This is a genomic window from Geobacter sp., assembly GCA_009684525.1.
Lineage (GTDB): Bacteria > Desulfobacterota > Desulfuromonadia > Geobacterales > DSM-12255 > Geoanaerobacter.
In genome coordinates this window covers 280,106-298,759 of record WKKR01000001.1, presented here as the reverse complement: position 1 = coordinate 298,759, position 18,654 = coordinate 280,106, and the positions used below count along the sequence as shown (strand labels likewise).

Here is an 18,654-nt window from a genome sequence, read left to right as displayed (position 1 = left end):
GGCTCTTGTTACTGCACGGTTTCAGACAGGTGAAAAGCAGGTGACAGTTTGCTGGGAAGGAAGATGCCCGGGAGCGGCAACGCTGCCCGGGCCGTGGTGCGGAATAATCGGGGGATGGAATCAGGCCTTGCGCAGGGTCAGGATGAAACTGCTCCCCTTGCCCGGCGTACTCTCTACGGAAATGCTGCCGCCATGGAGCTGGACGATATGCTTGACAATGGAAAGGCCGAGTCCGGTCCCACCTTGGTCACGGCTGCGCGCGGTATCAACCCGATAGAAACGCTCGAAGATCCGGGGCAGGCTCTGGGGAGGGATCCCCGGCCCGGTATCGGAGACCCGAACGGTAACCGCGCCCTCCCCGTCCGTGACGGCAACCGTTACCCTGCCGCTGCCCGGCGTGTACTTGACCGCATTGTCCAAAAGATTGATGAAGACCTGTTCGAGGCGCCCCTGGTCGGCAAGAACTGCCGGGGTGTCATCCGGAACCGAAATGTCGAGGACAATCCCCTTTTCGCCGGCCTTCAACTCCACAAGGGCTGCAGCATGGCGAATGGTCGCGGCCAGCGGGACCGGATGCAACTGCAGGGAGAATTCGCCCGATTCCATTTCAGAAAGGGTGAGCAGGTCACCGATCAGTGTGGCCAGCCGCTCGGAATGATTGAGTATGATCGTGACGAATCGCTCTGCCCGATCGGGGTCCTCAACCATCAGGCCGCCCAACAGTGTCTCGGCATACCCCTTGATAACGGTGACCGGAGTGCGGAGTTCATGGGAAACATTGGCAACGAAGTCCTTGCGGATCTTTTCGAGGCGCTTCAGATCGGAGATATCGTGGAAGACCGCCACGATGCCCCGAAGTTCCTCGCCGTCCAGGAGCGGCACCCAGTGTGTCAGGATGGTCTTGTCCTCACCGAGGGAGAGTGTGATCTCCTCGTGGCGCTCTGCCCTGTTCTGAAGGACCAGCTTGAACGACTCGTGCAGGGTCGGGTGCCGGGTGATGTCGATGAGCGGTCGGCCGATCACCTCCTCGCGGACGTCGAACAGTGCGCAGAATGCGGGATTGACCAGCATCACCGCACCCTGGGCGTCGGTGACCATGAGCCCCTCCCCCATGCCGCGAAGAATGGCATCGAGGCGATTCCGTTCCGTGGCAAGGTTGTGCAGTTGCTCCTGAATGCGGCTGGCCATGGCGTTCATAACCTGGGCCAGATTGCCGAATTCATCGGAACGATGAATGGTCAGACGTCGGGAAAGATTGCCGGCACCGATATCTTCCGCCAGGGCTGCAACCTGGCGCAGCGGCCGGTAGAGCATCTGGGAAAAGATCGAACTCATGGCCAGCGAGATAATGGCTGCAAATGCGAATGCAATGGCAAGCAGGGTATGCAGATTGACCTTCAGCTTCTCCAGGGCAGTCAGGGGAAGCGCAAGCCGGATCACCATGCGGGTCGTGTCGGCAGCGGTAAATGGTTCCGCCACATACAGCATGTCGGTCCGCAGGGTGGCCGAATACCGGGTAGCGCTCCCTTTGCCGCTCTGCAGGGCCTGCTGCACCTCGGGACGCCCCAGGTGGTTGTCCAGCGTAGAGAGACTGGCAGCAGCAACCTCCGAATCACCGATCACGGTGCCGTCGGCGGCAATGAAGGTAACCCTCGCGCTGATCCGCCTGCCGATCTCTGCCGCCATGGACGGCGCATCGCTGTGACCTGAGATTCTTCCCGCCGTGAGTGCGGCAAGGGCAGCCTCATTGAAAAGGTTTTCAGTGACTGACGCGACCAGGTAGTTTTCCAGCGTATGGCGAAGAAAACCATAGAATGCGCTCCCCATGACCAGGACCAACACGAGATAGGAACCGAGCAGCTTCCAGCGAATGGTCGTCTTCATCAGGCCTCCATCTTGTAGCCGAAGCCACGCACGGTCTTTATCATCTCTCCAGCCTCGCCCAGCTTGCTTCTCAACCTGGTTATATGGGTATCCACGGTCCGCGTGTCAGCCGTGTGGTTGTATCCCCAGACGTGGCTGAGGAGGTGCTCCCGGCTTTGCATCCTGCCCAGGCGCTCCGCCAGGGTCAGCAGCAACTTGAACTCCGTGGAGGTAAGCACCACCTCCTCGTTGTTGACCGTAACGCGATGCCGCACCGTATCGACCATCAGCGGACCGACCAGAATACTCTTGCCGCTGCTGTCATCCGCCACGGTGCGCCGCAGTACCGCCTTGATGCGCAAGAGGAGCTCTCTGGTCGAGAAGGGTTTCACCAGGTAATCGTCGGCTCCGACCTCGAACCCGACCACCTTGTCGATCTCCTCCCCCTTGGCCGTCACCATGATCACCGGCAGTGCTGCGGTGCTCTCCTGCTTGCGCAGATGCTTGCAGAAGTCGATACCGTTCACCTCCGGAAGCATCAGGTCGAGAACGATCAGGTCGGGCTTCTCGGTTCTCACCCGCTCCAGACCGGTCCGCCCGTCAAGGGCAACCAGGGTCTGGTACCCCTCCTTCTCCAGGTTGAATGCCAGAAGCTCTGCCAGGTCACGCTCATCTTCAACTATCAAGATCTTCATGGAAACCCTGCCGGATGTAAGATTTTTGTCACATTACCACCATATTGTTACAACTCTGTGTCCTTTCAGTTGAGAAGAGGTAAAAACTTCGCATCTGTAGGGGAATATGCAGCAAATCGTCCCGCTCATTGCTGCCGCGGCAGGTTGTTGCCGCTCTGAGCGGGTTTGTGCGTGCACAGTATTCCGTCAGAATCGGAGCACTACCCTTCCCCCGGTTGTTATCATCCCGCGTGACGCCTGGATGGGATTGCATTCTGCCGCATTTCTGCTACAACTGAGAAGTCGATTCACGGACGAGCAGTGCGACGGCAGCCGCGGGATGCGGTTTCCCCATCATGATCAGTAGAGGTGAACTATCGATGTGCAACATTACCTATGATGATATCGGCCCTGCAAGGGTAATCAACCTCTATTCATCCAAAGATCGTCTGAGAGCAGTAGTTGTGATCGACAACGTGGCACTGGGACCGGCCATCGGCGGGGTGCGGGTCTCTCCCCGGGTCAGCACCTCAGAGGTATGGCGGCTGGCCAGGACCATGACGCTGAAGAACTCCATTGCCGGGCTTCCCCACGGCGGAGCCAAAGCAGGGATCATTGTCGATCCGCTTTCATCCAACAAAGAGCGGGCCTTTCGCGTCTTTGCCCGCATGATCCGCGATCTTCAGGACTACATACCGGGACCGGACATGGGGAGCAATGAAACGGCCATGGCCTGGATCCACGACGAAACCGGACGCGCTGTCGGGCTTCCCGAGGAGATTGGCGGACTGCCGCTGGACAAGCTGGGTGCAACCGGATATGGACTTGCGGCCTGCGCCGAGGTTTCAGCCCCCATGGCAGGAGTGGATCTGAACGGGGCACGGTTGGTGATACAGGGATACGGAAACGTGGGCAGGGCAGCAGCCCGCTTTCTCTGCGCCAGGGGAGCCGTTTTGGTAGCTGCCTCGGACTCGCGCGGATGCGTCTACGATCCGTCCGGCATCGATTTCGACGAGTTGGCGCGGGTCAAGGAAGAGCATGGCAGCGTCGCCGCCTACGGCAAAGGGAGCAGGATCGCCGCGGAAACCATCTTTGCCGTACCCAGCGACATCATCATCCCGGCAGCAACCCCCGACGTTATCAACGAGGGGAATGCCGCGGAGATCACGGCCCGCCTCATCCTGCAGGGAGCGAATATTCCGGCCACGGCAAAAGCAGAGCAGATGCTGTACAACAAGGGCATCCTGGTGGTGCCCGATTTTATCGCCAATGCCGGCGGTGTCATCATGGCTGCCATGGAATATGCAGGCAAATCCGCGCCAGAGGCGTTCGCGAACATCGACGATCGGATCAGGAGCAACACCCGCCAGATCCTCGAACATTCCGCAGCACGAAACATCCTCCCCCGCGATGCCGCCATTACCCTGGCCATGGAGCGGGTACACCGCGCCATGGTCTACCGCGACCACTGACCCACCTCTCGAGCATCCATTGATCTGCCCCCAGGGCTAGACGCTTTCCAGGAAGAGCAGCGCCGGGTCCTCCAGAAAGGCGACGAACCTGGCGAGAAACTGGGCCGCATCGGCGCCATCGGTGACGCGATGGTCGAAGGTGAGCGACAGGTGAAGTATCTTCCTGATGACGATCTCCCCCTGGTGCACCCAGGGCCGGTCCACGATGCGTCCGCACCCGAGGATCGCCACGTCGGGCCAGTTGATGATCGGCGTGGCAAAGAGACCGCCGAAATGCCCGTAATTGGTGATGGTGAAACTGCTCCCCCGCATCTCCTCGGCAGTGATGGTCCGATTACGCGCCTTCACCCCCAGTACCCGGAGCTCCTTTGCCAATTCGACGATATTTTTCCGGTCCACGTCACGGACCACCGGCACCATCAGACCGTCCGGCGTATCCACGGCAATGCCGAAATGAAACTCCTTCTTGAGAATGATCTCCTCTGTGGCGTCGTCGATGGAGGCGTTGAGATAGGGGTGCTCGCGAAGCGCATGCTGGGCAGCCTTGATGATGAAGGGGAGAAAGGTCAGGTGACTGCCGCGAGACTCGACCTCCTGCTGCTCCCGCTGGCGCATCTGCCATAGTTCGGTGATGTCGGCCTCCTCCATGCCGGTAACAAAGGCGGTATTGCGCTGGGAAGCCATGACATTGCGGGCAACGGCGCGGCGCACCCCCTTGAGCGGCAAACGCTCCACCTGCCCGTAACTCGCGACTTCCCGCTGCCCGGTCGCCCCCTTTTTCTCCAGGTCATCAGGCGTAATGCTGCCATGCGGTCCGCTCCCCCTGATCTCCTTGAGGTCGATCCCCCGCTCCCTCGCCAGTTTCCGGACCAGGGGGGTGGCGAGTACCTGCGTCTCTTCATCCGCCTCGGGGAGGGTCCCGACGATCCCCACTGAGGCGGGACGCTGTGTCTCCCTCTGTTCCGGTGCCTCTTCGACGTCTGCAATGGTGAGCAGGAGTTCCCCGACCCTGACAGTCTCGCCTTCCCGACGATGCACCTGCCTGACCACCCCTGCTCGCGGTGACGGCAATTCCACCACCGACTTGTCGGTCTCCACCTCCAGCACCGGCTGATGCTCGGTAATCCGCTCGCCTTCACGAACCAGCCATTTGCGCAGTTCCGCCTCGGCGATCCCTTCGCCCAGATCGGAAAGTCTGAATTCATAGGCCATGTCAGTACCTCATCACATCGTCGATTGCCAGGCGTATCTGCTCCGCCGTTGGCAGGTAATACTCCTCCAGGGAGGGAAGCGGCATGGTCACGTCCGGTGCCGTTACCCGCTGCACCGGCGCCCGCAGATGGAAAATCCCCTCGGAAGCCAGGGTTGCTGCGATCTCGGCACCGAAACCGCAGCTCTGTGTCGCCTCATGCACGATCACCGCCCGACCGGTCTTTCGTACCGACGCCAGCACCGTCTCCGCATCGAAGGGGTTCAGGGTTAACAGATCGATCACCTCGGCATCGTACCCGCCAACCGACTTCATCACCCGCTCCAGCATGCTCCCCCAGGCGATGACAGTGACCCCCCTCCCTTCGCGAACCACCCGGGCCTGACCAAGGGGGATGGTGTACTCCTCCTCCGGGACCTCTTCCTTCAGAAGGCGATAGAGCCGGGTCGGCTCCAGGAAGAGCACCGGGTCGGGGTCGCGGATGGCTGCCAGCAGGAGCCCCTTGGCCGTATAGGGACCGGACGGCACCACCACCTTCAGGCCCGGCATGTGGCAGAACATCGCCTCGGTGCTCTCCTCGTGGAGTTCAGGCGCCTTGATCCCCCCACCATAGGGGGTCCGGACCACCAGGGACGCGGAGAAGCGGGAACAGGAGCGCGACCGGATCCGCGCCGCATGGGAGAAGAGCTGATCAAAGGCCGCATAGAGGAAGCCCATGAACTGGATTTCTGCCACGGGGCGAAGACCATAGGCGGCCATGCCGATGCAGGCCCCGACAATGGCCGACTCGCTGAGGGGGGTATCGATAACCCGCTCGATGCCGAACCGCTCCAGCAGGCCGTCGGTTATGCGGAATACCCCGCCGTCGCGCCCAACATCCTCTCCCAGGAGCACAACCCGGTCGTCCCGCTCCATCTCCTGGCGAAGGGCGAGATTGATCGCCTGGACCATGTTGACTAGTGCCATGTCACTGTTCCTTCATCTGACGGGTCAGTCGCTGACCGGGGAAAGCCACCGTATCGTCAAACAGCGCCCCCTTCTCCTGCAGGGGTAGCGCCTCCATGAGCCGAACCGCATCGTCAACCAGCGCAGCGCTCTGTTCTTTCACTGACTTGCCTTCAGCCTCGTTCCAGATGCCTTTCTGCGCCATAAACCGCTCCAAACGCAGGATCGGGTCCCTGGCAGACCATGTTGCGAGTTCTTCAGGGGAACGGTAGCGGGAGGCATCGTCTGCCGTGGTATGGTCGGCCATGCGGTAGGTGAGACATTCGATGAAGGTCGGCCCTCCGCCTCCTCTGGCCTTTTCCAGCGCATCGCGGCTGGCCCGGTAGACAGCAAAGATATCGTTGCCATCCACCTGCACCCCCTCGAACCCGTAGGCAAATGCCTTCTGCGCCAGGCTTCCGGCCGCAGTCTGCCCCGTCAGAGGTACGGAGATGGCCCACTGGTTGTTCTGGCAGATGAACACCACCGGCAACCTGAACACCCCGGCCATGTTGAACCCTTCGTGAAAATCCCCCTTGGAGGTAGCACCGTCACCGAAATAGGCGACCGCTACGGCTGGATCGCGCCGGTAGCGGGCAGCCATGGCAGCGCCAACGGCATGGGGGATATGGGTCCCCACCGAGACGCAGATGGGGAAGATATTGAGGGAGTCCGGGGTCTTGAGGCCCCGTCCGTCGCCGGCCCAGTACTGGAAGAGCTGTTGCATGGGAAAGCCGAGGGCAAGATGTACCCCCATCTCGCGAAAAGAGGGGAATACCCAGTCACGGGGTTGCAAGGCCAGGGCGCTCCCCACCTGGGCCGCCTCCTGCCCCGTCACCGGCGGGTAGGTACCGAGCCGTCCTTCCCGCTGCAGGGCCAGAGCCCGTTCGTCGAAGGTCCGGGTCAGGACCATCAGGTCATACATCCTCCTGATCTCCGCATCGGACAAAAGGGGCATCAGATCGGTGTCCACACCGCCGCTTTCATCCAGTATCTCCAGACGCCGTACCGCACATGTGGCAATCACCTTTTCGGACATGGCCGCTCGTGCCTCCCCAGTGAGATTGAGAAAGTGTAGCCTGCCTGCAGAAGCTGTCAACGCCGGCCATCACCGGCAATTCCCCCCTGTACCCGCGACGGGCGCTCCTGACTCGCCCTGTCGTTGTCCGATTCAGCTACGACGACTATAATGAATAACTCCTTATTTTATCCGTAATTCTTCCTCATTTTACTGTTAATTACCTATCAGGCTATACATGTGTAATGAATGGACTTCCAATATCGGGTGTCCTTATGTAACTAAAGGGGGAAGATTGTATGAGATTTATGATTACAACTTTTTTACCATTTCTTTTACTGTCAGGATGTTCCACCTATTCGAGTAAAAACGTCGCGCTGATGCCATTCTCTTCACCAGTCGACAAAAATGTCGGTCAGGAGACCTCTGACCGACTGGCACAAGAACTTGTGGCAAAAGGCTATGTCGTTATTGATCGCAGCATAACCAGCAATTGGGTGAATGAAGCTTCTTTCTATAGTTCGGGCTTGAGCGATGAAATGCGACAAAAACTGAAAGCACACAACCTGGCAGCAGTAGTGTATGGAAACATCAATGATTTCAGGTGCGATTCGATCAACTCCTCAGGCAGCCTTTACTCCAAGAGCCTGGTCCGCTGCACCGTTTCCGTGACGGCAAAGATGACTGATCTCGTGACAGGCAGACTTCTCTGGGGGATGACCATGAACGACACCGATGAAGGAGAAAATCTTACTGCCATGGGGTTGATGAATACCATGATCCAAAAGGCCAATATCATTGCCGGCATTCCCGAACCGGCGGGACAGGCAAAGCAGTATGCGCAAAACTGAGCCGGTACAAGGACATGATCGGCAGTAAGCATTATATCCGGCAGTGATCACGGTTGTGCAAGGATACCATCGATGAAATGTGCTGTTCGTGCAGTGTGTGTACTGGTTCTGGCGTCCTTGCTGTTTGGCACCTCGACAGCAGGGGCTGAAGACGCCTACGAAAAGATTTTGAAGGATTCATTATACGGAAGCGTCTTCGGGGGGCTCTTGGGGGCGGCATGCATGACCCTGACCGACAAGCCGTTCGATCATTGGGGCTATATCGGCACCGGTGCAGGTGTCGGACTCATGCTCGGCATGACCCTCGGTTTTGGCTCTTCGATGTTTACCAAGCGGGCAGCGGCAGAGATCGACAACAAGGGAGTCAATTTCGCGCTGCCCACCATTTCACCTGAGCTGGAGACTTCGTCACCCACCCGCCTGGCTGCAATAACCTGGCGGGTGGAACTTGTGAAAGGGACATTCGATTGATGTGATGAAATAGGTCGTGAGTGCCGTTCCGGAATGCCTGCTACGGCATGATGTCAGCCGGTCCTAGGGATAGAGCTGATCCCGCAGCCTGGCATGCAGACCAACCCAGAAACGGGAATAGATCCGTCCCATCCGCTGGCTCGCCAGCAGCCCGACCAGGTAAAAAACGATGATAATGGCAATCAGGGCGCCATAGAGCTTGGGGTTCTGCATCATGCAGACAGCAAGCTTCAGCAGACCGTCCAGGGAAAAGGATATCCCCTCGCCACCTGCCTGCCGGTACGAATCCCAGAGGAGAAAAGCCAGGGTCAGCACCGACACGGCCAGGAATGCCAGGTGGGTATAATGCCGCAGCCAGGTCCACGGCTGGACACTATCCAGTAGCGAGGTCCGCCCCTTGAGGGCCTGCGTGATCTCTTTGCCAACCGGGATCAGCCCTATGGGCGGATTCCCGGTCGCCACGATGCTGCACCCTGCCGGAATGTTGCCGGGGGCATAGCCGCCGGTCCCCTGGATGACCCGTTCCATGGCACTGAGATGGATCTTGGGGAGCGTGCCGTGACGATCGCACATCTTGGCGATATCCCGCGGCAGGTACCGGTAATAGACTCCGAAACCCGACCGTGAGTCGTAGAGCTTGTCAAAGGGGTTCTGGTGGTCGAGTACCAGGTGACGGTCGCAGTCGACGAACCGTAGTTCTGCCTCCTCGGCCTTGTTCATCATCCAGAAGAGGGAGACCAGCGACATTCCCTGCTTCGGGTAACCACCACCTACGTTGGAATGGACGCCGGGAAACCAGACCTGTTCGATCCGCTCCTTCCCCTCCTCGTGCCGTTCTGCGGATTCGTCCCACATGAGCGGGTGGAAGGTCCGACGCTCGTCATCGATGGAAAGGGCGTGACAAGCCCGCTGGATATGCTCGCCCAGCACGTAATCGGGGAATTTGAAGCGAAATATGCTGTTGAGAACGACGGAAAGCTCGTCGATAGGGAGCCCGACCGCATCGACCGTGTCCCAGACGCCGATGAAACGGATCTTCACCCGCCCTGCAGGGGCATGCTGTTCATGCACCACTGAATGTTCGAGGCGGAAGCTGTCTGCCTGCTGCCGCGCCGTTGTCCCGTTGCCGCAGCCGCGATAGGTGGTGCGGTAGGTACGGTAGGCCTCGTCCACCAAAGACCGGATATCGCGGTCTCCCAGCTTTGCCCGGTCGATGATGCCGCAGGCACCGATGAAACCGGCCAGACTCCTGACGGTGAATGCCCCGCGGCTGAATCCGAACAGGTAGATGCTGTCACCCGGTTCATAGACCCGTGCCAGTTCGGTATAAAGCTGACGGATATTCCTGCCGAGCCCCCAGCCAAAGGCGCCTCCCAGAATGCGCAGCGGTTTGAAGCCTTCGGTACCGACACCGTCGTCGTAAACGGCAACCTGTGGTCGTAATGACGGGTCGTCCCAATGGCCGTAGATATCCACGGCCTCGAAGATCTTGAACACGTTGGTACCGCGGTCTTTGATGGCAGAGTTACCGGTACCGTCGGAACAGATGACGATGTTCTTGTTGGCAGCCATGTTTCCTCCCGATTGTCACCGGACGCTCCTGCCTGTCCGAGCGGAGTGCGCCCAGTCTGCTCCATCACAGTCCCGGCTTACTCTCCATACACCACATAGCCTCGGGAAGGTACCTCAAGTTCGCACCAGCCACCCGGTCCGGTTGTAATGGCCTGGGGTTCAGTCACTCCGGTGCCGTACCAGGCCAGAGGATGTAGCGTCTTCTCGCAAAATCCGGTCTGCACCCATTGCCTGAGCGTTCCGCCCGCGTTGTTCAGGCCGAACACGAGTCCCGGCTGACTGCCGGCACCTGTCCGCTCCATCAGGTAGAGCAGGTCGTTCATGTAGAGGATGTTCGTTGCGCCGCCGGCATGGCTCTCATGAATCTTCACCAGCCGCTCGATCCCTCCGGGCTTGCCTGTTTGCGCCAGTCCGTAGTTGAACCAGTCCTTCCAGTAGACGCACGGATACCCTTCGTGGGTCAGGATATAGGCATAGGCGAGGATTTTGTCGTTGACGATCTCGTCCATACCACTTCCACAGCCGCGGAAGTCGTGGTTGTCGACAAAGGTGACTGCCTCGAAGGGACGGTCCTTCATCAGCACTCCGCCGTCGGCAAGCCGCTTCAGGCTGAAACCGTAGGTATCGCAAAGCTCTTTCAACCGGTACCGGAGGGGGAAGTCAAAGGCACCGACACGATGATCCGACCACTTGTTCACCCCGTCGAGCCAACTGTCGATAAACTCGTCCCCTGCCCAGCACTCGCCGATACCGAAGATATCCACCGTTTTTCCCCGGCGTTCGTAGTGGCGGTCATGAATCGCACGGACGATCCAGGCGCCGAACCCCTTGACGAAATCGTAGCGGAATCCGTCAAAACCAACCTCTTCGATCAGCCACTTGGCATGGTTGAGGATGCCGGTGGAGACGCGGGGATTGATATGGCAGAGGTCGGGCATGTCCCCGAAGGTGACTGTCCCCAGTTCCTGGTAGGGAGAAGGGTTGAAACAGGTCCAATCCCTGGTGAACCGGTTGCTTTTCGGGGTGAATTTCGTCCACCAGTTCCTGCCGGTGATGGGGTTGAACTCTTCGGCATCGGCACCATTGTTGTGATTGAGGATCAGGTCTGCGTAGACCTTCATCTTCTGCCCGTGTGCAGCCTTGATCAGCGAGCGGAGTTCGTTTTCCGATCCGAACCAGGTCTTTACCGACCCCTTCTGGTCGTATTTCCCGAGATCGAAATAATCATAGACGTCGTATCCCATGGACATGCCGCCGATATTCGCCCCTTTGCTCGCCGGCGGAAGCCAGAGTGCGGTGAAACCGGCCTTCCCGAGCTCCTTGATCCTGCTTTCGACAAACTCCCACCAGGCACATTCCACCTTGTCTTCCCGCGGGCAATCCCAGTAAAACGCCTGCAGCAGAACCCCCATACCACCCTCCTTGGCCTTGATCAGGCCGCTTGTTGTATCAGAATCCGGCACCATACGGCACAGGTGAAGCCATCGCCTTCATACCTGTCTCAGCTGCTTCGTTGTCTCACACCTGACATAGTTTTCGTCACCGACTGTATCTATGAAATGAATACACTTCCTGGTGGATATTTCAACCGCACTCCATAGAATTTATTCATTTTATTTCTTACATGTATCCTGCTGCCAATTGAAAAACCGTGTTCATATCGTGCTGGAATCCATCCATTCAGGCAAAGAACAACAGTCATCAAAGTGCCTATCTGACCGACTTCTTGTGGGAATATCATGACCGGGCCGTTGCCGGATCAATTTAACTTTATGGCGTGGATCAAGTATGGTACAAAGCTGTCAGGAACCTGTACGCCAGGTGACCCCCTTCGATCAAGGATCAATCATGTACTGGGAACATTTCGGTTTCAGTGAACCGCCATTCTCCCTGACGCCAAACCCCGACTTTCTTTTTCTCAGCAGCCATCATCAGGAGGCGTTTGCCCACCTTCTGTATGCCATCGACACCCGTGCCGGCTTCATCGAGCTGTCAGGCGAAGTGGGAACCGGCAAGACCACCATCATCCGCACCCTGCTCAACCAGCTCGATCCCGCAACCCACCGGACCGCTCTGATTTTCAACCCGACCCTTTCGCCACTGGGGCTGCTGCAAGAGATCAACCGCGAGTTCGGGCTCCCCTGCACGAGCTGCGAATCGCGGGAGCTGCATCAATCCCTGAACGAATTCCTGCTGGAGGAGAACCGTGCCGATCGCACCGTGGTGCTGGTCATCGACGAGGCGCAGAATCTCGCACCCTCAGTCCTGGAGCAGGTCCGCCTGATCTCCAACCTGGAAACGGAACGGGCCAAACTGATCCAGATCGTCCTGGTGGGGCAGCCCGAACTGAAAAGCCTGCTGGGTCGGCAGGAACTGCGCCAGCTCAACCAGCGGATCACCGTGCGCTACCACCTGCAACCGATGGCCTTTGCCGATGTGCACGAGTATATCCGCCACCGGATCAGGGTTGCTGCCGGCGGACGCGAACCGGTTACCTTTGCCGCCGGATCGATAAAAAAGATCTACCGGTTTTCCGGCGGTCTGCCCCGATTGATCAATGCCGTCTGCGACCGGGCGTTGCTGCTTGCCTACACCACTGAGCGCCGGGAGATTTCCCCGGCCATGGCTCAGCAGTCCATAGCCGATATCATAAAGGATGAGCCCCGGGCACGGTTCCGCCTCGTACCCGTTGCCCTGTCCATTCTCGGAATCGCGATCCTGGCAATTGCCGGCACGCTGTTCATGTCACAGCAGGCCGACACGCACAAGGAGCTTCCATCCGCCCCGGCGCTCCAGGCCACGGCATCGAGCGCCGGCCATGAGCAGCAGACGTCGGCCAACGGAGTAAAAGTGCTGCAGGAACTCCTAAAGGAAACGGGACACTATAATGGCTCCCTGGATGGTATCTTCAGCTCTGCAACGGAATCCGCGGTGCGAAGCTTCCAGCAGGCACAAGGGCTGCAGGTTGACGGCAAGCCAGGTGGCAAGACCCTCTCCCGCCTCTATCAGGCTGCCGGCGGGTCTTTCCCTGCGGCAGGAGAGGCGACGAAAGAGCAAGACGCACTCCCCTCCTCCGGACCGGCAGCCCCCACCAGACCGGAAACGGAAGTGATCCGATGAGCTTGATCCTCGACGCATTGCGAAAGATGGAGCAGGACCGGAAGACCCGGCGCCAGACAGCCCAGGACATCAGGCCGGAGGTGCTCAGCTATCGTGGCAGACCGCATCATGAAAGCCAGCGCACGATTGTCCCCCTACTTGCCGTGGCTCTCCTGATCGTTGTGGGGATCAGCACCGGTCTGTTTCACTACAGAGGCAGGTCCATCCCGGCCACTTCCCGGGACGAATACGTGACTCCGCCGGTAAATGCCACGGTAACGGTTCAGCCAACACCGCCTGCGGCACCGCTCCCCACTGCACCTCCGGCGGTCATGCAGGCATCACCGCCACCGGTACGGACAGAGCCCGCGGCTGTGCAGCCGCCGGGGCCTCCAACACTCCCCATCCCGGCAGCATTGCCGGTTGCAGCCCCAACAGAACCGGCAAGTACACCCGCCATCACCGTTTCCGGCATAGCCTGGCAGGATGAGCGGCAGTTGCGGCGGGCCGTGATCAATGGGATGCTGGTTGCAGAGGGGGCGGACGTGGCAGGCGCAACAGTAGTGGAGATCAAGGAAAACCGGGTCCGCTTTTCCCGTGGAGGCAAGTTCTTCGAGATCGCCCATTCATCCGCATTATCAGGTCGCTGACCGTTTCCGGCAGCCGTCGGCTTGCGAAAAGGGGCAGACCCGCTGTTGCGGTCTGCCCCTTTCTCATTTTCCATAACGTTGATTATGCGGGAAAGGGTTGCCGAGCAAGGAGTCGCTCCAGATAGCGCGACTTCATCTGCTTGCTCGCCAGGAGCTGTTTGACCGGTGGAAGCCTGAGGATAACCCCGAGGATCGCCGCCATTGCCCTGTGACTCGTAAGGGCCTGATTGTCGAAAATGAGATTCTGCAGACAATCCCGTTCAATGGCCATGAGCACGACCCGATGGGCAGTGTTGACCGGGGTGAGAACCCGCTGCTGACGGGATTCCAGGTGCAGTGCGCCTGCCGGGCAGACCCGGACGCAGACCCCGCACCCCAGGCAACGGTCCAAGTCAGGTTTGGCCATTTTCCGCGCATGTGGTGACTGGGAACCGGCAGGGACAAACTGCATCGCATCCACGGGACATGCCGCACCGCACCTGCCGCAACCGGTACAGGATTCTGCAGTGAGAACGGGCAGGAAATTCGTGGTATGCACCGGTTGCAACGAAGCGAAGCGACGGGCTGCAAGCATTGCCTCACAACAGCAGCCGCAGCAGTTGCAGATGAAGTTCACCCCTTCGCGGACATTGTCGGCAAACTGCACCAGCCTCTGTTCGTGGGCCTCCTGCAAAAGGTCGAGAGCCTCGACCCGATCTCCTGCGCGGATGTAGCCATGGCGGATAAGCGAGTCAGCCACGCCGTTGAATGACATGCAGATTTCCCGCGGAGCCGTACAGGCCTTTCCCAGATGCGACATTTTGTGGCGGCAGTAGCAGAGGCCGATTCCGATCTGTCGAGCAGTCCGGATCACTTCACTCGCCCGTTCATAATCGAGAACCTGGGCGGCATTCTCGGAAGACAGGGCTGGTTCGTGGACCATGACGCGGCCGAGTTGCGTCTCCCCAATGGTGAAAAGTGCCCGGATGAACTCATCTTCCACGTTTAAATACTCATAGAAAAGCTCACTCAGGGCCTTCTGGTCGATATCGGTACGAACTCTCATCAAGGAAAATTCGAAGAAGCCCGCCATGGGAGGCGGCAGAACATAGACGCGCTCCCCCTGAGCCTCCAGGTCCAGGAGCAGTGCACGCTCGGCCAGAGCATCAAGGAATGCCACGGTGTCCTGTTCCGGTTTGTTGAGTATCTTTGAAGCGCTTGCTGCGGTAAAGGGCATGAGAGGGAGACGGGAAACCAGTTCGGCATCCTGTTCGCTGAAGAGGATAGAGAGAATTTTTAGCAGAAGCGGGGCTTGGGGAGCCCCCTGGGGGAATTTGTTGAGCCGGTCAATGAGCTGCAGGTAACCTGATTTCCGTATGTGATGGGACATTGCAGCCCTTTCAACAAACGCGGGTTACAGTCGCCACTCTATCCTGCTAGTTGACAGGTCGTTTAAACGGACGCTGTCTGGCACAGCCGAATTGAAAAAGTTGGGGAAATGCCAACAGATGCGGCATGCCCCCACAACCCTTGAAACAGGAGGCAACGTCCCTCCCCGCGATCATGCGAGAGGGGGACGTTACAGAACAGATCGTCCTATTCCTGGGGCTATTCAGCCTTGGTCTTTGTCGCAGGCTTCACAACCTTGGCTTTTTTTGCAGCAAGATTCGCAGCTCTCACCTCTCTCGCCTTGACGAGTTTATCAGCCAATCCCCTGTCTTGGGCCATCTTTCTTCTCGCCTCGGAAAAACTCTTGGCGGACAATGACTGACTGCTGGGGAGCCCAAACTGTTTGCGATACTCGCGAGGCTTCAAATTATGGGACTGATTGAGATGACGGGTAAGGGTCTTGAAGCCTCCCTTGCCACAGACCATGCAGACAACCTCGTTCTTTTTGAACGCATCTTTGATCGAAATTGCCGGCCTTCCGCCACCTTCGCCCGTAACATCGACCTCTCTCCCCGCTTCCAGAGCCTTCAGGGCATCGGTAACCTTCTGAAGTTCTTCAAGGAGTTGCTCAGTGGTCATCGGGGTAGTCGACGCATGTGCTGACACGATCTCTGCTACTAGTTCGGTAATTGTTGCCATAAGGTACTCCTTTGCATATGATATTTATGATTATTAAACAATAAAGCCGTACATTGTCAACGTTTTGTTTTTTCGATGCTGTTTACATATTAGACTAAAATGGCGTTATCCTCGAAATATTCTGCTTACATGACAAGATTGGACATGCCTGAATAATGTAAGAGCAATTCAATCAGAAATGCAAGTACGGAATTGTCTCCTGCCAAAGGAAACGAAGTTGTATCCATAAAGGCACGTTGAGCATCTCTCTATCATCAAGATGACGGTTCCGTTAATTTGATACGGGCACTGACATGGTATGAACTGAGCTGTTGCATAAATGGCAGTGCACGGGGGAAATCGACGCAATGCAGAACCATCCGGTTGACCCGATGCATTGAGATCATCACAGGATAAACCCTAACAATATGTTCAAGAATGATGTGATTTGGACGATAAGTATCTGAAAATCGACAGGGGAGGCATTAAGCAATGACAATAGCCCAAATCTCACCCAATACCGTACTCTTGAATCCCACGGAGGTTAACCCCCAGGCCCAATTGGCACAGGGTTCGACTGTTACCAAGGTTGCCAAGGACATAAAAAAATCGGAAGAAAAGGCAAAATCCGATGCTGTCAATATCTCAAATCAGGCGCTTAAGATGGCAAAGCATCAGGAAAAACTGCAGGGCAAAAAGTAGCTGAACCCGTTTGATTTCGATTCCGGGAAGCAATACATGCTTCCCTTCTTAATTTGGTATCGTTATGGAAAACCTACTTGGCAGGGCGAGATGAAGGGGATTTCTCAAAAATATTGGCTAACGTGAGGAACGAATCAGGAGAATTCCCGACTGCAGTCGCCCCATCCATTTCTTTGTTTGCTTCTTCAGACATTTTCACAATCGACGTGAATCTTCTCTTGATCTCAAGGGTTTTCTTCTGCTCCTCTTCATACCAGCGGTCAATGTCCTCGGTAATTCGAATCATCAGCGACTACCCCTTCTCATGCACAGTTGTATCAACGCAAACGAGATATCATAATAATTTCTAATTTGCAACACATAACAGTAACAAATACTGGTGATGCTTAAACAGCACATTGAGAAGATCAAGCGATCGCCTACATTCATTTATTTATTTATCTGTATTTTAACCACCTCACCCCATGATTTCGGTGGCAATGAAATACACATCCTTTCCAGACTTGCCACTTTACAGATCCATATAGTCTCCAATGTGGGCTTATGATAAGCGATACTCAACTTCTGCTTCGCTTGATGCCCACCAATCGTGCGACCATCATGGCTCCTCCGCCTGCGATGATGCTCAGTAAGGCCCCCATTTGGGCTGCTCCCTGAATCTTCTTATCTGAAAAAGCTTCACCAGCAACAAACAACGACACCGTAAAGCCGATCCCGGTAGACAGATCTCCATAATATTTCATTGGTTATGAAAGGTACGTTTAACGATCCAAAAACCGGTTATGAATGAAGTGGCGTTAGCCTGTCGGGTCATGGTTGACCCAGATGAGTGCCAACGCCACGCCACTTATCAGCGGAATGGAAAACTCACGGAGCATGTTGATGCGCTGCTTCACCCTTGCCTCTTCCTCCAAAGGATTCTTGAATTAGACGCTTCACCAGACAACTCTCTCATCTAATAGCACATTGGGCAAGGTATTCCGAGAAAAGTTGCCACTACTCCGAGTAAGATGTTGGAAATATTCCCGTAAATGGATTCTTGCCTAAAAACACCCCAACTTTCTCAAAATCCCTTTCAAGGTTCAACGGTTACACCTCACACCACCAACACAACACATATTAACATATAATAATTAATTACATATCCATAACAATATAATATCATTATCTATAATTATTAAAAATTTTCACTTGCGCATATAAGGTTGAATTGTTAAGGTATTATAACATGGCTCTATGGTGATTTAGGCCCATTTGGGCTTGGCAACCGCACAGATCTAACACCACTATTCGAAGCGAAACGCGACAGACTTGATCAGTCATTTACGTTTCAACCTCATCAACCGCAGACATACTGCGTCGGAACCGAGAAAGAATTCATTATAGATTTATGAAATATCGAAACATTTCGTCATCGCACAGAAGAATAGAATACTCGGGAATTTCAAGCCATTCGACTTATCTGTGGAGCAGTTCCGCCCACAGCATCCCACCACGAGCTTCACCCTGACCGGAGCCTTTCCACACGCCGCACCTGAAACGTTGCCGGAAAGACAACATCCCGTTTCCCGGCACTTTCAAGAGACGAGCATTCATCGGTATGGATTTTGACATCCTGATCCGGGGGAATGCCTGGATTCTTATCCGGCACCACGATGACAACCTGAGAGCTGTGTATCGCCGGATGATTATCGTCTGTTGCCGGAGAGAAAAGGAGACGTACACATGGCAATGAATCAGCACAATAAAGTTATCTTTATTGACAATCAGACTTCAATCGTCGAAGACACCTACCTGCTTGCCGCTCTCATAACCCTTGACCCCACCATTTCATATTCTCCGGTCAAAAACGCCTCAGGCAAGATCGCCTTTGAGGTAAAAGGCCGCATTTCCGAAAACATGGGAAAGATGTACCAGGGAGAAATGGCCCCACTCAATACCTACGTCAGCAACCTGAAATCATTGCGTTCGATCATCTTTGCCATGAAAAACACCCAGATCCGCCAGGCACGCTAGGTACCCGGAGATTCAAGCCGTAAAGA

At 56.6% G+C, this 18,654-nt stretch carries 18 protein-coding genes; 7 read left to right on the top strand and 11 right to left on the bottom strand.

The genetic code is table 11. From position 1 onward, the window contains the following. Positions 1-120: 120 nt before the first annotated feature. Both GJT30_01360 and GJT30_01355 read right to left on the bottom strand, forming a co-directional pair. Positions 121-1,884: a PAS domain-containing protein gene (locus GJT30_01360; protein MSM38258.1), complete on the bottom strand. Its 1,764-nt coding sequence runs from the start codon at positions 1,882-1,884 to the stop codon at positions 121-123. Beyond that, the gene (locus tag GJT30_01355) at positions 1,884-2,558 is read right to left on the bottom strand and encodes a response regulator (protein ID MSM38257.1); all 675 of its coding nucleotides are present in this window, start codon (positions 2,556-2,558) and stop codon (positions 1,884-1,886) included. Before GJT30_01355 ends, GJT30_01360 begins: the two co-directional genes overlap by 1 nt. A 359-nt stretch (positions 2,559-2,917) precedes the next feature. Here GJT30_01355 and GJT30_01350 point away from each other — a divergent pair, with 359 nt between their 5' ends. Beyond that, complete coding sequence (locus GJT30_01350; protein ID MSM38256.1) at positions 2,918-4,009, top strand: Glu/Leu/Phe/Val dehydrogenase; 1,092 nt, start codon at positions 2,918-2,920, stop codon at positions 4,007-4,009. 36 nt (positions 4,010-4,045) lie between these two features. Here the strand turns inward: GJT30_01350 and GJT30_01345 are convergent, their stop codons facing one another. Genes GJT30_01345 through pdhA form a run of 3 tightly spaced genes read right to left on the bottom strand, consistent with a single transcriptional unit; the run spans position 4,046 to position 7,242 of the window. Further along, positions 4,046-5,221, bottom strand: coding sequence for a 2-oxo acid dehydrogenase subunit E2 (locus GJT30_01345; protein MSM38255.1), 1,176 nt, complete (start codon positions 5,219-5,221; stop codon positions 4,046-4,048). 1 nt (position 5,222) lies between these two features. Beyond that, a complete protein-coding gene (locus GJT30_01340; protein MSM38254.1) occupies positions 5,223-6,185 on the bottom strand; it encodes an alpha-ketoacid dehydrogenase subunit beta in 963 nt (320 codons plus the stop codon). 1 nt (position 6,186) lies between these two features. After that, positions 6,187-7,242 carry a pyruvate dehydrogenase (acetyl-transferring) E1 component subunit alpha gene (gene pdhA, locus GJT30_01335; protein MSM38253.1) on the bottom strand — a complete coding sequence of 352 codons (1,056 nt, stop codon included), beginning with the start codon at positions 7,240-7,242 and terminating at the stop codon, positions 6,187-6,189. Between the two features lie 278 nt (positions 7,243-7,520). Here pdhA and GJT30_01330 point away from each other — a divergent pair, with 278 nt between their 5' ends. Together GJT30_01330 and GJT30_01325 are read left to right on the top strand one after the other, a co-directional pair. Beyond that, positions 7,521-8,072 carry a hypothetical protein gene (locus tag GJT30_01330; protein MSM38252.1) on the top strand — a complete coding sequence of 184 codons (552 nt, stop codon included), beginning with the start codon at positions 7,521-7,523 and terminating at the stop codon, positions 8,070-8,072. Positions 8,073-8,144: 72 nt separating this feature from the next. Further along, positions 8,145-8,543 (top strand): hypothetical protein, encoded by a 399-nt coding sequence (locus GJT30_01325; protein ID MSM38251.1) that lies wholly within the window; start codon positions 8,145-8,147, stop codon positions 8,541-8,543. Between the two features lie 63 nt (positions 8,544-8,606). Here GJT30_01325 and GJT30_01320 read toward each other — a convergent pair whose 3' ends face one another. Continuing rightward, positions 8,607-10,115 carry a hypothetical protein gene (locus GJT30_01320; GenBank protein MSM38250.1) on the bottom strand — a complete coding sequence of 503 codons (1,509 nt, stop codon included), beginning with the start codon at positions 10,113-10,115 and terminating at the stop codon, positions 8,607-8,609. Positions 10,116-10,192: 77 nt separating this feature from the next. After that, on the bottom strand, positions 10,193-11,581 hold the full coding sequence (locus tag GJT30_01315; protein ID MSM38249.1) for a DUF1939 domain-containing protein: 1,389 nt from the start codon (positions 11,579-11,581) through the stop codon (positions 10,193-10,195). 382 nt (positions 11,582-11,963) lie between these two features. On the opposite strand from GJT30_01315, the gene GJT30_01310 reads away from it, so the two are divergent. Beyond that, positions 11,964-13,235, top strand: a complete 1,272-nt coding sequence (locus tag GJT30_01310) for an AAA family ATPase (protein ID MSM38248.1) — start codon at positions 11,964-11,966, stop codon at positions 13,233-13,235. Further along, on the top strand, positions 13,232-13,864 hold the full coding sequence (locus GJT30_01305; GenBank protein MSM38247.1) for a hypothetical protein: 633 nt from the start codon (positions 13,232-13,234) through the stop codon (positions 13,862-13,864). The genes GJT30_01310 and GJT30_01305 overlap by 4 nt, the downstream gene beginning before the upstream one ends. Before the next feature lie 82 nt (positions 13,865-13,946). On the opposite strand, the gene GJT30_01300 is transcribed toward GJT30_01305, so the two are convergent. Then, the gene (locus GJT30_01300) at positions 13,947-15,233 is read right to left on the bottom strand and encodes a 4Fe-4S dicluster domain-containing protein (GenBank protein MSM38246.1); all 1,287 of its coding nucleotides are present in this window, start codon (positions 15,231-15,233) and stop codon (positions 13,947-13,949) included. Positions 15,234-15,451: 218 nt separating this feature from the next. After that, the gene (locus tag GJT30_01295) at positions 15,452-15,931 is read right to left on the bottom strand and encodes a MucR family transcriptional regulator (GenBank protein MSM38245.1); all 480 of its coding nucleotides are present in this window, start codon (positions 15,929-15,931) and stop codon (positions 15,452-15,454) included. A 471-nt stretch (positions 15,932-16,402) separates the two neighbouring features. Between GJT30_01295 and GJT30_01290 the strand changes: the two genes are divergently transcribed. Then, positions 16,403-16,612: a hypothetical protein gene (locus GJT30_01290; protein MSM38244.1), complete on the top strand. Its 210-nt coding sequence runs from the start codon at positions 16,403-16,405 to the stop codon at positions 16,610-16,612. A 73-nt stretch (positions 16,613-16,685) separates the two neighbouring features. Here GJT30_01290 and GJT30_01285 read toward each other — a convergent pair whose 3' ends face one another. Then, positions 16,686-16,898, bottom strand: a complete 213-nt coding sequence (locus GJT30_01285) for a hypothetical protein (protein MSM38243.1) — start codon at positions 16,896-16,898, stop codon at positions 16,686-16,688. A gap of 271 nt (positions 16,899-17,169) precedes the next feature. Beyond that, a complete protein-coding gene (locus GJT30_01280; GenBank protein MSM38242.1) occupies positions 17,170-17,355 on the bottom strand; it encodes a hypothetical protein in 186 nt (61 codons plus the stop codon). 982 nt (positions 17,356-18,337) lie between these two features. On the opposite strand from GJT30_01280, the gene GJT30_01275 reads away from it, so the two are divergent. After that, on the top strand, positions 18,338-18,628 hold the full coding sequence (locus GJT30_01275; GenBank protein ID MSM38241.1) for a hypothetical protein: 291 nt from the start codon (positions 18,338-18,340) through the stop codon (positions 18,626-18,628). The last annotated feature ends 26 nt before the right edge of the window (positions 18,629-18,654 follow it).

Coding starts and splice junctions, on each gene's coding strand:
- GJT30_01360 (MSM38258.1), bottom strand. CDS start 1,884: ATGAAGACGACCATTCGCTGGAAGCTGCTCGGTTCCTATCTCGTGTTG.
- GJT30_01355 (MSM38257.1), bottom strand. CDS start 2,558: ATGAAGATCTTGATAGTTGAAGATGAGCGTGACCTGGCAGAGCTTCTG.
- GJT30_01350 (MSM38256.1), top strand. CDS start 2,918: ATGTGCAACATTACCTATGATGATATCGGCCCTGCAAGGGTAATCAAC.
- GJT30_01345 (MSM38255.1), bottom strand. CDS start 5,221: ATGGCCTATGAATTCAGACTTTCCGATCTGGGCGAAGGGATCGCCGAG.
- GJT30_01340 (MSM38254.1), bottom strand. CDS start 6,185: ATGGCACTAGTCAACATGGTCCAGGCGATCAATCTCGCCCTTCGCCAG.
- pdhA (MSM38253.1), bottom strand. CDS start 7,242: ATGTCCGAAAAGGTGATTGCCACATGTGCGGTACGGCGTCTGGAGATA.
- GJT30_01330 (MSM38252.1), top strand. CDS start 7,521: ATGAGATTTATGATTACAACTTTTTTACCATTTCTTTTACTGTCAGGA.
- GJT30_01325 (MSM38251.1), top strand. CDS start 8,145: ATGAAATGTGCTGTTCGTGCAGTGTGTGTACTGGTTCTGGCGTCCTTG.
- GJT30_01320 (MSM38250.1), bottom strand. CDS start 10,115: ATGGCTGCCAACAAGAACATCGTCATCTGTTCCGACGGTACCGGTAAC.
- GJT30_01315 (MSM38249.1), bottom strand. CDS start 11,581: ATGGTGCCGGATTCTGATACAACAAGCGGCCTGATCAAGGCCAAGGAG.
- GJT30_01310 (MSM38248.1), top strand. CDS start 11,964: ATGTACTGGGAACATTTCGGTTTCAGTGAACCGCCATTCTCCCTGACG.
- GJT30_01305 (MSM38247.1), top strand. CDS start 13,232: ATGAGCTTGATCCTCGACGCATTGCGAAAGATGGAGCAGGACCGGAAG.
- GJT30_01300 (MSM38246.1), bottom strand. CDS start 15,233: ATGTCCCATCACATACGGAAATCAGGTTACCTGCAGCTCATTGACCGG.
- GJT30_01295 (MSM38245.1), bottom strand. CDS start 15,931: ATGGCAACAATTACCGAACTAGTAGCAGAGATCGTGTCAGCACATGCG.
- GJT30_01290 (MSM38244.1), top strand. CDS start 16,403: ATGACAATAGCCCAAATCTCACCCAATACCGTACTCTTGAATCCCACG.
- GJT30_01285 (MSM38243.1), bottom strand. CDS start 16,898: ATGATTCGAATTACCGAGGACATTGACCGCTGGTATGAAGAGGAGCAG.
- GJT30_01280 (MSM38242.1), bottom strand. CDS start 17,355: ATGAAATATTATGGAGATCTGTCTACCGGGATCGGCTTTACGGTGTCG.
- GJT30_01275 (MSM38241.1), top strand. CDS start 18,338: ATGGCAATGAATCAGCACAATAAAGTTATCTTTATTGACAATCAGACT.